This is a genomic window from Bdellovibrio sp. HCB117, from assembly GCF_047305915.1.
Taxonomy (GTDB): domain Bacteria; phylum Bdellovibrionota; class Bdellovibrionia; order Bdellovibrionales; family Bdellovibrionaceae; genus Bdellovibrio; species Bdellovibrio bacteriovorus_B.
Window position 1 is genome coordinate 2,488,231 of the sequence record NZ_CP178622.1, and the last position, 15,491, is coordinate 2,503,721.

Consider the following 15,491-nt stretch of genomic DNA (forward strand, 5'->3'; position numbering starts at 1 on the left):
TTTGTGAAGAATAAATTGTGTTAGAGCAAACTATCGTTGACCTGCAGCGGAGTTTCCCGCACCTGCAGAAGCATTTTGCGCCGAAGGGCTGCTAAAGTCAGCGGAAGCGCTCGCACACGTCTCTAATGCCGCATTCAAAGCACGAATTCCTTCCATGGAGCTGGAAAAGCTCTGAGCTGTTTTATCAAGCGCAGATGCCGAGTTCGCTGAATTTAGATCCGTGATATTCCAAAGCTTATTTCCCGTGGCCTCTTTAATTTGCGCCTTAAGGCGATCTGCATCCTGATCGATCACTTCTTTCTGGCGTTTTTCAAGCTGAGAAGATTGGTTTCCGAAAGCGACCGCCATTTTTGCATAGCTATCTAGGAAACTTGAACACTCTTCCGCCTTCTTCTGGGTTTCTTTCAAACCGCCCGCTTTCGTCGAGATCATATTGTTTTTGCCGGCCTCTTTGAAATAAGAATCCATCAAACGATCACAAGCGCGGCGAGTCGCTGTCACGCACTTTAATTCATTCTTAGAAGGATTCGCTAAAGAGCCTTCCGCAGAGTATCCATAACAAATTGTCGAAGCTCGAAGTTTGTCTTTGTAGAAACTTGAAGTTCTTGCGTAAAGCGAAGACTTACCTTTTTCTTTAGAGTTGGTCACTAAAGTTTCAGAAACAGTCAATACCTCAGATCCTTCGACGTTTTCTGTACCCCACTTCATGCTGTATTGATTATCGCCCTCTTTGCTCTTCACCCATTTTTCAGAATTATTAAAGCTGGTGTTCGATGAGTTGCCGCGAATTTTTGAGCCGTCGAAATTGAAATCGCCCCAATAATATTTTTTGAGCATCGAAGGATTATCAAAAGCATAAGAGGCAGAAGATAGACAAACGATCGAAAGAAGAGTCAAAAATTTCACAAAGAAGCTCCGGTTAGATGTTCAGGATTCTTCAATGTTATCATCAAAGTGTCTCGTGACACTAAGGAGCTTGTCTTCGCACGACCTAAGAAGAGTCCAGGACGCGAAGAATCGTTGAGTAGGCTGGCCGTGACAAAGAGTCACGGCCAACCTCTCTGCGTTACATTCCTAAAGACGTTCGACACGAAGGCGTGAGGCTCTCTTTGTTTTTGGTTAAGCATGTTTTCAATGCTTCCATCTCTGTGTACTTATCACAGTGTTTAACTTTATCTTCCTTACAAGCGGTCATCACCTCTTGAGCTTTGGCTTTTCCTTGCGCGACCAGCTTTGAGCTTTGCGATTTCAAGGAATCTGTGTCCGCGGCTCCGGCACTCAATACGAAAAAGAAAAAGGATGCAAATAAGATGCTTTTCATAACTCCTCCAAGGACCCGATGCTAGCGGTAGGATTTTTTAAACACAAGTTATTGTCTAAACAGTAAACAATAGACAGTGAAAAGGCAGAAGATCTCAGGACGAAATATTTCATTCACAGCATTGATCAGGATTACACTTAAGCAAGCCAGTCATATATTTCCCACTTTCAGAGTGATTGAGTTTAGGATGCGCGGCATGCGGTACGTTTACGGAATAACACTCTCTCTACTGCTTTTCTCTTCACCGGGAAAGGCCAACTCTCCTATTGCCGTTAAGGCTGTGGTCATTGAGGACGTTCTTGAAGACTACAAAAATTTTCTGAACGGGCGAAATCCTTTATCTATTAAAGACTTTAGTGGGCCTTACTCGCGCCGAGATGTCATAGAATTGATTTTATTTCAGCAAGCGCTGACCGAAGGGGGCCTGCACACTCCGGTGATTCTAATTCCAATGCCGACTTATCAACGAGCCATTGCGGAACTGGAAAAAGGTTATGCCGATGCTACAGCAAATCCGGTTTGGGAGACCGATTTGCCAGAGGCCTCCACCTGGAAATCTATTTCTACCGTGGATGCCGGGCAATTCGTAGCAGGACTTTATGGTAAACCCAAAAAAATCGCTGAGCTTTCAAACTTGCCGATCAGTGAACTCAAAAGAAAAAGCATCACCACAAGCTACGTCTGGGACAGTGATGTTCAAGCCTTAAAAAAAGCGGGCTTTAGCAACATAGTTGATGGTGGAAATTGGGAAAGAATGATTCGCATGGTGAAATACGATCGCGTTGACTTGTTATTGTCTTCGTTTCGCCCGGAAAAAGATCTTTCATTCCAAATACAGGACACGAAGTACATTCCCTTGTCGGGATATAAAATAGTTCTTGAGGGCCGTCGAGTCTGGGGCGTTTCGAAGGCTTCTAAGAACTCGAAGTCCGTTATTGCCGCTCTTCATGCAGGAGTCCCTCTTTTGAAACAAAAAGGTGTTATCGAAAAAGCTTATCGCCAGTCAGGCTTTTTCAATCCGCAGGTGGATCACTGGAAAGTGATTAATGACGTTAAGTCTCTCAAATAAAAAAACCGCAGGATTTAGGCCCGCGGTTTTTTTTATTATAACTTTTTTGACTGAACTATTTCTTCTTCTTCTTCGTTGTCAGACCCGCATCCGCACGAATCTTTGAAGCTTCTAGCTTCATCTTTTCTGCTTCCGCTTCTGCTTTACCAGTATCTAATTTGATCTTGGCTTCTTCGGCTTTGTTCTGAGCAACTTCCATTTGTTGCTCTAGCTTCTCGCGTTCGGTCTTGGCTTTTTCAGCTTCATCACGCAGACGTTTTAACTCGGCATCAGCCCGCAGGCTTTCTGCTTCACTTTCAGCAATCACTTTTTTAGCGCGAGCGATTTCAAGACTGGCCGCCGCTTGTTCTTTCTTCAGGTTGTTGCGATTGCCTTCAAGCTCTTGACGAGCCTTCGCGGCAGATTGTTTCGCTTTTTCTTCCTGAGATTTAATTTCGTTTACTTTTTTGCGCTCTGAATCTGCTTGCTGAACGGCTTCTTTAGATGACACTAAAGCAGCTTTCAGCTCGCCTTCCACTTTTTCAATCATCGCTTTGGATTGTTCTTCTTGAACTTTCAAACGAGCAATTTCAGCTTCGGCTTTCGCTTTATCCGCTTCCGCTCTGGCAATTTCTTGTTTTGCTTTGGCTTCGCGGGCTTTGGATTCTGCCACGGCTTTTTGAGTCAGCAATTTTGCTTTTGAAAGATTTTGCTCTGCTTTATTAGCGTCGGCTTTAGCTTCCTCAGCTTCTTTACTAGCCTGTTGACCGGCTTCGGTTGCTGATTGCGCCTGCTTTTCTTGGTCTTTCGCCTGATCTCTTAATTCGTCAGCTTTATCTTCAGCTTGCTTTCGCTTAGCCAAAGCCTCATCGCGAACTTGCGTGGCTTTTTTTGTTTTTTCTTGGGCTGCTTTGATACGAGCTTCTGCTGCGGCTTGCTCTTTTTCAGCATTGGCTTTTTGCCGTTCGTGGTCCGCAGTTTCTGCTTTCAGTTTTGCAGACTCTCTTTCTGATTCAGCTTGTTCTTTCTTAGATTCGTTTTCTAAAGAACGAGCCTTATTGATCGCGGATTGCGCTTCAGAGCGCGCTTTATCGCGGCGACGGCGGTCTTCTTCCGCACGTTTTTTAGCTTCATTGGCTTCGGCCTTCGCGGCTTCAGCGTCTGCTGTAGCTTCTTCGGCTTCGATCTGTGAACTATCAGCTTGTGCGAACGCATGTTGCGGTAAGCCTTGAGTCATCAACGCTGCCAAAAGAAGTAGACCAAGAGGTTTCAACTGCATGGGAGTCTCCTTACGATGTTTAACAGCAATAAGGATATAGAAATTTTGGGCAAAAAAAAAGCGACCAGGATTGGGGGGGGAGGGTCCTGGCCGCCATGGGGGGTTGACTTGTACTAAAGCAACGGCGATGCCACGACCAATGTTTCGTCAAAACCAATCAAATGCGCTTTTGTGTATCCCGCGCTGACTAGTCTTTAGACGATAACTGACAATTGCGGGCCTTAGATTGAGACCTTTTCTCCTGTTTGGCACCTGAAAAAATATTTTGAGAATCCCCGGCTTTTTGTCTCGCTCTAATGCGGTTGTCTCATTTTGAAATACAATTTTCTGTAATCCTTCGAGGTTTTTAGCGGAATCACTCACATTATTTAATTATCCCTCCGATATAAAAGTATGGTCACACTTCGGTACGTCCTTTTTATTGTGCTGCCCATAACTGTTGCGCTATTTGATAGCTTGGCTTTGGCATCGCCCCAGAGTCTGAGTTATCAAGGGCGTATTCTTAAATCTGACGGTTCCCCCCTGGAATACAACAACGTCAGCTTTCTTTTTGAAATCACTTCGGCTGATGGAAGCTGTGTCTTGTATCGCGAACAAAAAGACGGCGTAAATATGCAAAGTTCAAACGGAGTCTTTGATGTCCCGATTGGAACGGGCACACGCCTTTATCCCACGGCACCCGTCTTTGAACTTTCTGAAGTTTTCGTAAATGGAAAGTCTCATAGTTGTTATGGAAGTGGTAGTTGGTCCGCCAGCAACACCTCGGAACGTCAGTTGAAAGTTCAATTCCACGACGGAAACGGCTGGAAGGTCATTTCGCCAGCCAATATCATTCGCTCTGTGCCCTTTGCTTATACTTCTTTTAGCGCGCAAAAAATTGCAGATAAAACCGTCAACGACCTTTTACTAAAAAACGCCGCACCGGCAACGACATGTCTATCAGGTGAAGTGCTAAGCTGGAATGGAGCTCAGTTTGTATGCGTCACTGATGCTGGCGGCTCCGGGGTGATTTCCGATATAATCGCCGGAACTGGAATTTCTGTTTCAGGAATAACAACCAAAACCATCAACCTAGCAAACACCAGTGTCGCTGCTGGCAGCTATGGCTCCGCCACTCAAGTACCGACCTTCACCGTCGATACCCAAGGCCGATTGACAACGGCAAGTGCCGTGACAATCACCGGTGTTTCACCCGGTGGCAGTGCTGGCGGAGATCTATCGGGATCTTATCCCAACCCTACTGTAGCAAAATTAGCTGGAAAGAATTTGGCAGTCACATCACCTAGTGGTGGGCAATTTTTGAAGTACGATGGCAGCGAGTGGGAAAATGCATCGCTGTCCTCCGCCGATTTAACGGATGCGGGCTCACTTCTAAAATCTTCGCAAATGCCTGCGACGTGTGCCGTGAACCAAACACTCACCTTCGTTTCACCGACGGGCGCATGGACATGTTCCAACATCGGGTTGAATTGGTCTCAAATCACAGCGGGAAAACCGACAACACTGATCGGCTATGGCATCACAGATAAAGTCATTAATAATGCTGGTACGGACGCGGGAACAGATATCACTTCCCTTCAATCAGGTTTAAATTCTTCAAAGCCTGCGGCGGGAGTTGCGGGAAGAATTTATATCTCCACCGACACCAAAGAAATTTATCGTGACAATGGCACCACTTGGATTCGTGTCGCCACGGAATCTGGAACCAGCACCGCGACATTAACAGGAGTCACTGCGGGCACAGGACTTTCTGGTGGAGGAACTTCTGGCAACGTCACTCTGAATCTTGCCAACACATCGGTGACGGCGGGTTCTTATGGATCCAGCACACAAGTACCCACATTCACTGTCGACGCTCAAGGCCGTTTGAGTTCGGCTTCGCAAGTCACAATTTCTGGAGTGGCCCCCGGAGGAACTGCGGGCGGAGATCTTTCAGGAAGCTTTCCAAATCCCACGGTCGCAAAAATTCAGTCGACCAATGTTTCTGCGACCGGGCCGTCTATCACAGGACAAACACTTCGCTATCAATCGAGTCAGTGGACACCGGCGTTTTTAAATATGGCGGATATTCGCTCAACGATAACTCCGTTTGGTGGTGTTTTTGCGGCGACCGCGTGTGGTGCAGACCAATCTATGTATTACGAATCCTCGTCGGACACTTTTAAATGTCAAAATATCACTCTGGCGGCTTCGCAAATCACGAGTGGTCAAATTGCCTCGGCACGATTGCCTGCAAGTGCGAACTATTGGCAAGATGGAGGCTCAGGTAAAATCGTCTATAGCGGTGGTGCCATTTCCGCAGCAGGTCTGATTGAATCGACCAGTGGTGGATTTAAATTCCCCGACGGCAGCACCCTGACTTCTGCCAATGGAATCAGTGCTGCGGGAAGTGCATTTATCGGAGCCGCAAGAACTGTCGCTACAGCAAACTGCAGTTGGGGTCTTGATAGCACAACGTTTGCGACACTCAATACGGCCAATGCAAACTGTGCTTTACCGACATTGGAAGGGTCTGCCCTTGTGCCGAGTGAAGGTAAAATCCCTGCCGTGCGTTTTGCGAATTTGAAAGCGGGTCGATATTTAGTTTATGCCTATGGTGCCTTCTATTCAAATACCGGCAGTTGCTTCTTTCGCATTACTGATGGCACTCAAACCTCTGAAGCGACAAACACTCATGCCGCGACTACGGATCGAACAAGTCTGATCGTTGGCGAGTTCAATTACACTGCAGACCAACCTACAATCACTTATAAAATTGAAATACGCAGGTGGACGGGCTCGGGTTCTTGTAACATCAGCAATGCCGTCGATTATGGCGCCGGACAAACTTTTAAAATGAGTCTGTACCGAGTCGAAAAACCCGCAGAAGCTTCTGATAATTTAGGTAATCACGTCGCTACAAACAATCTGGTTTTAGGTAATCACTACTTATCCGGTGATGGTTCTAACTCTGGAATTGGAATCACGGCTTCAGGCAATGTGGGCGTGGGCACCAACGCACCTGTCACAACCTTAGATGCTCGCGGCGAGGTTCGTATCGGTAACACAGGCGCAAGTTGCAGCGGCGCGATTGAAGGCGCCACTCGTTATAATAGCACGTCAAAGAAATTAGAATTCTGTGACGGCAGTACTTGGCGCCCCGTCACTTCGACCACAAGAAGAACCGTGTGCACCTATGATAACGCCGCCTACAGCACACAGGTGAACGGACAAAATCTAATAAACTGGGGAGCCGGTCATTGTGACAACGGTTACCCTAGCAGTGGTTGTGTAGGTTATCTTTCTAAGGCCGTGGCCTGTGGAAGTGATAGCGATTGGGCCGCCCTGGGCCCGAATGAAACGCCTTACAATGGAGGCGTGGCCGTGGGTGCCAATGGCGGTATTTCATGGTCGATGGCGACTCCATGTAACGGAGTCTGGGTGCGCGCTGTATACGAATGTTCTAACTAAGAAAGGTAGAGCACGTGGTTATGAAGACCTTTATGTACGTTTTTAGAATAGCGATGCTCTTCTTCATCATCACTTATTCTCTTGTGGCGAATGCTTCGCCGCAAAGCTTAAGCTATCAAGGCCGAATTCTAAAATCAGACGGCACACCCTTAGAGTTCAACAACGTCAGTTTCCTTTTTGAGATCACGTCTGCTGATGGAAACTGTGTTTTGTATCGAGAGCAAAAAGATGCCGTGAACATGCAAAACTCCAATGGCGTCTTTGATGTGCCTATCGGATTGGGCACACGTCTTTTTCCAACAGGCCCGGTGTTTTCTCTTTCTGATGTTTTTGTGAATGGCATCACGTACACCTGTGCCGGCAGCGGTTCTTGGATTGCCAGCAACTCGGCGGAAAGACTTTTGAAAGTTCAGTTCCATGACGGTTTAGGTTGGAAAGTGATTTCTCCGGCGAATATTATTCGCTCTGTGCCGTTTGCGTATACATCCTATAGTGCGCAAAAAATTGCAGATAAATCCTTAAATGATCTTGTGCTGAAATCCACCATCCCGGTTGCATCTTGTACTGCGGGGCAAGTCATTACTTGGGATGGAGGAATTTTTAAATGTGTGACCGATGCCGGAGGATCCGGCGTTGTTGCTGACGTCCTTGCAGGAACAGGAATTAACGTCACGGGAACAACCTCGAAGACCGTGGCTTTAGATAACACAGCCGTCACGCCGGGCTCTTATGGGTCTTCAAATCAAGTTGCGACTTTCACTGTTGATGCCCAAGGTCGATTGACCTCGGCTTCGAACGTCACCATTACGGGGACAACGCCTGGTGGATCGGCCGGCGGTGATTTAAGTGGCAATTATCCAAATCCTTCCGTCGCTAAAATCCAAGGAACAACGGTGTCTGGGTCTTCACCCTCAGGAGTCGGTCAGGTATTACGTTATCAATCCAGTCAATGGACCCCCGCCTTTTTAAGTATCGCGGACATTCGCTCAACGATCACTCCCTTTGGTGGGTCTTTCGCCAGTGCTAGTTGCACTGCCGATCAGTCGATGTACTATGAATCTTCGACGGACACATTTAAGTGTCAGAACATAGGAATCTCTGCGACGCAGATAACGAGCGGTCAAATCGATGTGTCGCGACTGCCTTCCGCGGCCACTCTTTGGCAGGAAAATGGCGTCGGCACTGTTTACTACAACGGAAACAAGGTCGGTATCGGTACGAACACTCCCCGAGTGTCTTTGGATATTGGAAGTAAAACGGATGCCTTGGCCGTGCCGGTCGGAACATCGGCGCAACAGCCTGCTTCTCCTACTGCAGGTTTCATTCGCTTCAACACGACCTTAGCGGCCCTGGAAGTTTTCGATGGCTCAGCATGGGTGGCATTAGACAACAGCAATAATTATGTCAGTCCGGCAGGACTTATCACGGCGTTTTCTAGTAACAGTTGTCCTACCGGGTGGCTAGAAGCCAACGGAGCTGCGATTTCACGTTCAACCTATGCCGCCCTTTATACTGCTATCGGAACAACTTTTGGAAGTGGCGACGGAAGCACAACTTTTAATCTTCCAGATCTACGCGGAGAATTCATTCGCGGATTTGATAATGGAAAAGGGGTCGATGCGGGCCGCGTGTTGGGTTCAAAACAAAAAGGCTCTCTTATTGTGGGTGACGATGGCAACGGTGTGAACTCGATTTCATTCTCTGGCACTTTTGCCGCTACCACTCAATCCGATCCTATTATAGCTTCTGACTATCCGGGTGTGGCGGCTTCAACTGCGAACGCAGACTTCACCAACTTTTACACTAGCGCTGCAAATCCAGGCTATTTTGGCGCTGCAAGACCTCGCAATATCGCGCTCATCTATTGTGTGAGTACAGCGAACAGTTCGCAAAGAACAGTCGCCAGTGCGGGTACCGGAACAACAAATACCGTTCCCGTTTGGACAAGTTCTACAGCACTAGCCGACAGCCCCATCGTTGTTTCTGGAGGAAATGTCGGTATCGGCACTACAACACCTTCCGCGAATTTAGAAGTAAATGGATCGATTAAGTTCGGTGGACAGAAGATCGCGCGAGTCACGACTTGTAAACGCGCCGGAAGTGCTTCAGCATTTAACGCAAATTGCTTTTACTGGAAGTGGGCCGCGGGTGAGTGTGACAACGGTCTGCCCTCAGGTAATTGCACAGGATTTATGGTGAAGGCGGCTCACGGCGGCGAAGACCAAGATTGGGAAGTATGGGTGCCCGGCGAGACTATGACTCCCGCGACCTGCGGCCCTAACACAACGACCGCCCCCAACGGTGGCATGACGTGGTGGTGCACGGGATGTGCAAACTCAGGACTGCGCGTATCGGCCACGTACATGTGCGATCAATAGTTCTCTGAGAATTAATTTTGACCGCAATTCTGACAAAGCACCAGCCCTTGGTCGGTTACGGACTCGACAGGGTTCGAGGGCTTTTCTATTCTAAAAAAATGAATCTACTTAAAACCAAAAAGCTCTTGGCGCTGGGACTTCTTTCTTGGAGTCTTCCCGCCTCTGCCTTGCACATCATGATCGATCCCGGTCATGGCGGTGTTGATACCGGCGCCGTGCATGGAGCCGCAAAAGAAGCGGATTTGGTTTTAAAAGTCGCTCAACGTCTAAAAACTATTTTAGAAAAGAACACCGACTTCAAGGTTAGCATCACGCGCACGACGGATCGCAATCTAGGACTTCCTTCACGCGTGAAAATGGCAGAAGATGCGAAAGCTGATTTGTTCGTCAGCCTTCACGCCAACGCCGCTTCCGATCAGCGCGCAAAAGGTGTTGAATTCTTTTTTCAGAACAATCTTCCCCCTGATGAAGAAAGTTTATTTTTAGCCAGCCAGGAAAATCAGATGGTTCTGAACAGCAAAGAACTTCACGATATTTCCGGAGGCGATGAGCTTTCAAAAAAGGGCGACGTCGCGGCGATCGTGGAAGACCTGCGCCGTCAAAACCGTATGGAGAGCAGCTTGCACTTATCCAAAACTCTGACGCAAGTTTGGAATGCGGATAGCACTGCGACTCATGCCACGATTAAACAAGCTCCCTTCTATGTCATTTCAAAAACGTCAATGCCGTCAGTGCTTATTGAAATTGGCTTTCTGACGAATCCTCGTGAAGCCAAAAGGCTTTTAACGACGGAATACCAGAGTGATCTTGCTCAAAAAATCTACAGCGCCCTGCTCTCTTACAAAGAAAAGATGGACAACCGCACAGCGAAGACATTAGATTAGCCCCATTCCCACCTGGAGGTTATTCATGCGCGCCGACGGCCGTCTTTTTGATCAATTAAGACAAGTAAAAATCACTCCTCACGTTTCTGAATATGCCGAAGGCTCTTGCATCGTTGAGTTTGGTAAAACCAAAGTTCTTTGCACAGCCACTTACGAATCCAAAGCGCCACAATGGTTGATGGGAACAGGTGCAGGCTGGGTGACGGCGGAATACGGCATGCTTCCTCGCTCGACTCACACACGCATCAAACGTGAAAAATCAATGACCGGTGGACGCACGCAAGAGATCTCACGCTTGATTGGTCGCTCTCTTCGCGCGGCAGTGGATTTAAAACTTCTTGGTGAAAAACAAATCATCGTCGACTGTGATGTTCTTAATGCTGACGGCGGAACTCGCACGGCTTCTGTGACGGGCGGCTTTGTTGCCTTGGCATTAGCATGTAAAAAACTTGTTGATGTCAGCGAAATCAAAGCCTTCCCTTTGATCAACTATGTTTCTGCGATCAGCGTCGGTCTTCATAATAACAATGTTCTTTTAGATCTAAACTACGACGAAGATTCTGCGATCGGAACAGACATGAACTTCGTGATGACCGATAAAGGTCATTTCGTGGAAGTGCAAGGCACTGCCGAACACACGCCGTTTTCTCGTGAACAACTTTTCACGATGATGGATGTCGCAGAAAAAGGCTGCCGTGAACTTTTCATTCACCAGGCTTCTGTTGTAAATGAAATCTATCGTTTGGCGGGAAGATAAGATGGAACTTTGGATTGCCACTGGGAACAAAGGCAAGCTGACTGAATATAAGCAGCTTTTGCGCGAAATCGCGGAACTAAAAATTTTCTCACAAAGCGATATTCCGTCTTTCACTCCCCGTCCTGAAGATGGAAAAACTTTCGAAGACAATGCTCGTATCAAAGCCAAAACTTTGCGCGCGGTGAAAAACAATGTGTGGGTTTTAGGTGAAGACTCGGGCCTTGTTGTTGAAGGTCTTAACGGTCTTCCAGGAATTCACTCCGCAAGATACGCGGGCCCTAAAGCTTCGGACAGCGAAAACGTGGCGAAGCTTTTAAAGATGATCACATTAAAACCAATGCCGAACAAGAACGCGAAGTTTGTGTGTTCGACGGTGGTTTACACGCCCACTGGAGAAGAATGGGTTTTCACGGGCGAGATGAAGGGCACGATTGCTCCAAAACCCGCCGGCCTTCATGGCTTTGGCTATGATCCGGTGTTCATCCCTGAAGGACAAACTCAGACTTTGGCGGAATTGGGAGCTGGTTATAAGAGCCAACACTCTCACCGTTCGCAAGCTGTGAAAGCGTTCTTAGAGCGCCTTCAAAAAATGTAGTTCTACGCGCCCTTGGCTCCTTCAAAGGTTTACTTCCACGGTGGAAGCAAACCCCTCGTGACGGTTGCCGGGCTGTTTCCCTCTTGAAGTGGGACCTCTTTAACTTCAATTTTTACCTTAGAGCCCTCCCCACTTCGTAATTTTTTCCATCTTGCCCTCGTTAAAAGTTAATGCCGTTTTTATCAGCATTATTAAACGCGTTTTCAGAGGGAAAATCCTTTTACCTTCTGCGAAAAAGTGGACAAGCCCCCTCCCCTTTGTTACCGTTCTGAAAACCATTTAACACTCAGGAGACTACGAGTGATGAAGGGCCTAAAAATCTTTACCGCCAATGCCAATCCGACCCTGGCTAAAAAGGTGGCCGAAGCTGCTGGAGTAGAGCTCGGTTACTGTGAAGTCAGCACCTTTGCCGATGGGGAAATCCAAGTCGAAATTCACGAAAGCGTACGGGGACAACATGTATTCGTTGTTCAAAGTACCTGCCCTCCCGTGAATCAGAATTACATGGAGCTTTTTGTGATGCTCGATGCTTTACGCCGAGCCTCCGCTGCCTCCATCACAGCCGTCATCCCGTATTACGGGTATGCCCGCCAAGATCGTAAGGTCGCTCCGCGCGCACCGATTTCGGCAAAACTTATGGCCGACTTGATCACGACGGCGGGTGCCGACCGTGTGGTTTCCGTGGATTTGCATGCCGCTCAGATTCAAGGCTTCTTTAACGTTCCTGTGGACCACTTATTCGCAATTCCGACTTTGGCTCGCGCTTGGCGTGAGGCCTATGGCCAAGGCACTGAGTTTGTCGCGGTGAGTCCAGACGCTGGTGGGGTTGAAAGAACCCGCGCCTTTGCTAAACGCATCGAGTCCTCAATGGCGATTATCGATAAGCGACGTTCTGGCCCAAATGAGGCCAAAGCCCTGCACCTGATCGGGGATGTTACGGGTAAAACCGCTGTTATCGTTGACGATATGATTGATACGGCTGGAACTCTTACACAAGCAGTTGACAGCCTTCTGAAAAATGGGGCAAAACGTGTGTTCGCCGTTGCTACACATCCCGTTTTATCGGGTCCTGCGATCAATCGTTTGAAAGAAAGCCCTATCGAAAAAGTATGGGTCACTGACACGATCCCGCTATCTGAAGCGGCGAAAAACTGTGGAAAAATTGAAGTGGTTTCTGTGTCGCCGGTTTTGGCTGAAGCGATTAAGAGAATTCACGGAAACGATTCTGTCAGTTCTTTGTTTGACTAAATTTAAACCGCTCTCTGCCAAGGGAGCTTATTATTAACATCCTCTATTGGACTAGAAGGAAGATAAAATGAAAAACAGAATCGAACTATCTGTTGGAACTCGCGAAACTGGTAAACACAACAGCCGCGCACTTCGCAACTCTCGTAACGTACCTGCAGTTATCTACGGAGCTGTAGAGCCTATCAACGTATCCGTTGGTGAAAAAGAAATCGTGAAATACAACACTCGTGCTTACGAGAATGCTCTTTTCACTTTGAAATCTGAAGACAAAAAAGCAAACGGTATCGTTGTACTTGTTAAATCAGTAGACGTTCACCCACTTTCTCGCCGTCCTCAACACGTAGACTTCTTCGCTTTGGATCTTAAGAAAGCGGTTCGCGTTAACGTTGAAGTTCGTCTTGAAGGCAGACCTTTGGGTCTTTCTGAAGGCGGTTTGTTGAACGTTGTTCTTCGTTCTGTTGAGGTTGAAGTATTGCCTACAGACATCCCAGAGTTCATCACTGCTGATATCTCTAACTTGGGCGTAGGCGACGCTCTTCACGTTTCTGACTTGCAAGTTTCTGGTTCTGTTAAAGTTATCACTGGTGCAGAACAAACTATCGCGGTTGTTAACGCTCAAGAAGAAGAAGTTGCTGCGACTCCAGCTGCAGCTCCTGCGGCTGCTCCTGCTGCTGCGGCACCAGCTGCTGCAAAAGCTCCTGCTGCGAAAAAATAATTCGCTTCAGGTCAAGTATGCATTTTCAAAGGCAGCTCTCATCGAGCTGCCTTTTTTATTTGAGGAAGAACTATGTGGTTGATTGTTGGTCTTGGTAACCCTGGCGGAGAATACAAACTCACTCGTCATAACATCGGCTTTATGGCCGTTGATTATTTCATGCAAGGCCTGGGCAATCCTCCGATTAAGAATCAATTCAAAGCCGAAGTAGCGCAAGTGAAGTGGAAGGAACATCAGCTTCTTTTCTGCAAACCTCAAACTTATATGAATCTTTCTGGTGAGTCGGTTCAACCTTTGATGGGCTTTTATAAAATCCCTCTTGATCACTTGATTGTGATTCACGATGAAATCGATATTCCTTTCAACGCCATTCGCATTCATAAAAATCGCGGGCATGGCGGTCACAACGGCATTAAAAGTGTCTCAGGTTTATTGGGATCTGCCGATTACGTTCGTCTGAAAATGGGCGTGGGACGCCCGGAAAACCCGCACATCCCGGTCCCTGACCATGTGCTAGGGAAGTTCTCAAAAGACGAATTCGACAAACTTCCTGATTTCCTCAATCGCGGTATAGACGCGATTGAGAGCATTATCCTTGATGGAGTTCAAAAAGCTTCGACAAAATTCAACGGTTAAGCTAGAGTCAGTTGATTTTTGACTCTCGAAAAATGAGGTTTTCATGGCTTTACAGGTTGGTATCGTTGGTTTGCCCAACGTGGGTAAAAGTACGCTTTTCAATGCGTTGACTTCAGCAAAAGCAGAAGCAGCGAACTACCCTTTCTGTACAATCGATCCAAACGTGGGTGTGGTGACAGTTCCAGATCCTCGCATGGATAAAATCACGGGCTTCATCAAACCTCAAAAAGTGATTCCGACAACGATGGAATTCGTGGATATCGCGGGTATCGTTAAAGGAGCTTCACAAGGTGAAGGTTTAGGTAATCAGTTCCTTTCACATATCCGTCAGACTGATGCGATTGTTCACGTGGTTCGTTGTTTTGACGATCCAAATATCGTGCACGTGGCAGGATCCGTAGATCCACTTCGTGACATCGAAATCATCAACACCGAGCTTTTGCTTGCTGACCTGGACTCTGTTGAAAAACGTCTTCAACGTACTGAAAAACAAGCGAAGAACTCGACAGATAAAAAGCTTATCAAAGAAGTGGAAGTTGCTAAACGCGTGAAAGAGGCTTTGGGTAAAGGCCTTCCTGCTCGTTCGGTAACTGTCGATGAATTGGAAGCTCCGATTCTTCGTGAGATGCATTTGCTAACAGCAAAACCTGTTCTTTATGCGATGAATGTATCTGACACAGATTTCGCAGCTGGCGGCAATGACTGGACAAAATCCGTGATTGCGCGCGCGTCTGAAGAAAACAATAAAACAATTCTTATCTGTTCTGCGATGGAAGCAGAAATTGCGCTTCTTCCACCGGAAGAGCGTAAAGACTTCCTTGAAGCTATGAACGCGGAAGAGCCAGGTTTGAACCGCTTGATCCGTGAAGCTTATGCTTTATTGGGTCTGCAAACTTACTTCACTGCGGGTGAAAAAGAAGTGCGTGCTTGGACGATCCGCGCGGGAACGAAAGCTCCTCAAGCAGCGGGTGTGATCCATACGGATTTCGAAAAAGGTTTTATCCGTGCTGAAACTTATCACTGTGAAGACTTGTTCTCTTACAAATCAGAACAAGCTGTTAAAGAGGCTGGCAAATACCGCCTTGAAGGTAAAGAGTACGTCGTCAAAGACGGCGACATCTTATTCTTCCGCTTCAACGTTTAACATCTTTTAGGAGAGGGGCCCACAAGGCCCCTTTTT

The 15,491-nt window shown here is 47.3% G+C and carries 13 protein-coding genes; 10 read left to right on the forward strand and 3 right to left on the reverse strand.

Translation table 11 applies throughout. The annotated features are described in order from the left end of the window. Window positions 1-30 precede the first annotated feature (30 nt). Window positions 31-906 (reverse strand): hypothetical protein, encoded by an 876-nt coding sequence (locus ACLWBD_RS11810; protein ID WP_413568315.1) that lies wholly within the window; start codon window positions 904-906, stop codon window positions 31-33. A gap of 160 nt (window positions 907-1,066) precedes the next feature. Further along, the gene (locus ACLWBD_RS11815; protein ID WP_413568316.1) at window positions 1,067-1,321 is read right to left on the reverse strand and encodes a hypothetical protein; all 255 of its coding nucleotides are present in this window, start codon (window positions 1,319-1,321) and stop codon (window positions 1,067-1,069) included. A gap of 196 nt (window positions 1,322-1,517) precedes the next feature. Here ACLWBD_RS11815 and ACLWBD_RS11820 point away from each other — a divergent pair, with 196 nt between their 5' ends. Further along, window positions 1,518-2,390: a hypothetical protein gene (locus ACLWBD_RS11820; RefSeq protein WP_413568317.1), complete on the forward strand. Its 873-nt coding sequence runs from the start codon at window positions 1,518-1,520 to the stop codon at window positions 2,388-2,390. Between the two features lie 55 nt (window positions 2,391-2,445). On the opposite strand, the gene ACLWBD_RS11825 is transcribed toward ACLWBD_RS11820, so the two are convergent. Further along, window positions 2,446-3,648 carry a hypothetical protein gene (locus ACLWBD_RS11825; protein WP_413568318.1) on the reverse strand — a complete coding sequence of 401 codons (1,203 nt, stop codon included), beginning with the start codon at window positions 3,646-3,648 and terminating at the stop codon, window positions 2,446-2,448. 393 nt (window positions 3,649-4,041) lie between these two features. Here ACLWBD_RS11825 and ACLWBD_RS11830 point away from each other — a divergent pair, with 393 nt between their 5' ends. The 9 genes from ACLWBD_RS11830 to ychF all read left to right on the forward strand — a co-directional run bounded on the left by ACLWBD_RS11830 (window position 4,042) and on the right by ychF (window position 15,455). Continuing rightward, window positions 4,042-7,098 carry a hypothetical protein gene (locus ACLWBD_RS11830; RefSeq protein WP_413568319.1) on the forward strand — a complete coding sequence of 1,019 codons (3,057 nt, stop codon included), beginning with the start codon at window positions 4,042-4,044 and terminating at the stop codon, window positions 7,096-7,098. A gap of 20 nt (window positions 7,099-7,118) precedes the next feature. Beyond that, window positions 7,119-9,476 (forward strand): phage tail protein, encoded by a 2,358-nt coding sequence (locus ACLWBD_RS11835; RefSeq protein ID WP_413568320.1) that lies wholly within the window; start codon window positions 7,119-7,121, stop codon window positions 9,474-9,476. A gap of 98 nt (window positions 9,477-9,574) precedes the next feature. Next, on the forward strand, window positions 9,575-10,360 hold the full coding sequence (locus ACLWBD_RS11840; RefSeq protein WP_063204597.1) for an N-acetylmuramoyl-L-alanine amidase family protein: 786 nt from the start codon (window positions 9,575-9,577) through the stop codon (window positions 10,358-10,360). Between the two features lie 25 nt (window positions 10,361-10,385). Further along, on the forward strand, window positions 10,386-11,117 hold the full coding sequence (gene rph, locus ACLWBD_RS11845; RefSeq protein ID WP_063204598.1) for a ribonuclease PH: 732 nt from the start codon (window positions 10,386-10,388) through the stop codon (window positions 11,115-11,117). A gap of 1 nt (window position 11,118) precedes the next feature. Further along, on the forward strand, window positions 11,119-11,712 hold the full coding sequence (gene rdgB, locus ACLWBD_RS11850; RefSeq protein ID WP_063204599.1) for an RdgB/HAM1 family non-canonical purine NTP pyrophosphatase: 594 nt from the start codon (window positions 11,119-11,121) through the stop codon (window positions 11,710-11,712). A 303-nt stretch (window positions 11,713-12,015) separates the two neighbouring features. Then, window positions 12,016-12,960, forward strand: coding sequence for a ribose-phosphate diphosphokinase (locus tag ACLWBD_RS11855; protein WP_172795332.1), 945 nt, complete (start codon window positions 12,016-12,018; stop codon window positions 12,958-12,960). A 67-nt stretch (window positions 12,961-13,027) separates the two neighbouring features. Next, window positions 13,028-13,675 (forward strand): 50S ribosomal protein L25, encoded by a 648-nt coding sequence (locus tag ACLWBD_RS11860; RefSeq protein ID WP_063204601.1) that lies wholly within the window; start codon window positions 13,028-13,030, stop codon window positions 13,673-13,675. Window positions 13,676-13,747: 72 nt separating this feature from the next. Continuing rightward, window positions 13,748-14,311: an aminoacyl-tRNA hydrolase gene (gene pth / locus ACLWBD_RS11865; RefSeq protein ID WP_063243898.1), complete on the forward strand. Its 564-nt coding sequence runs from the start codon at window positions 13,748-13,750 to the stop codon at window positions 14,309-14,311. Window positions 14,312-14,354: 43 nt separating this feature from the next. Next, on the forward strand, window positions 14,355-15,455 hold the full coding sequence (gene ychF, locus ACLWBD_RS11870; RefSeq protein ID WP_413568321.1) for a redox-regulated ATPase YchF: 1,101 nt from the start codon (window positions 14,355-14,357) through the stop codon (window positions 15,453-15,455). Window positions 15,456-15,491 lie beyond the last annotated feature (36 nt).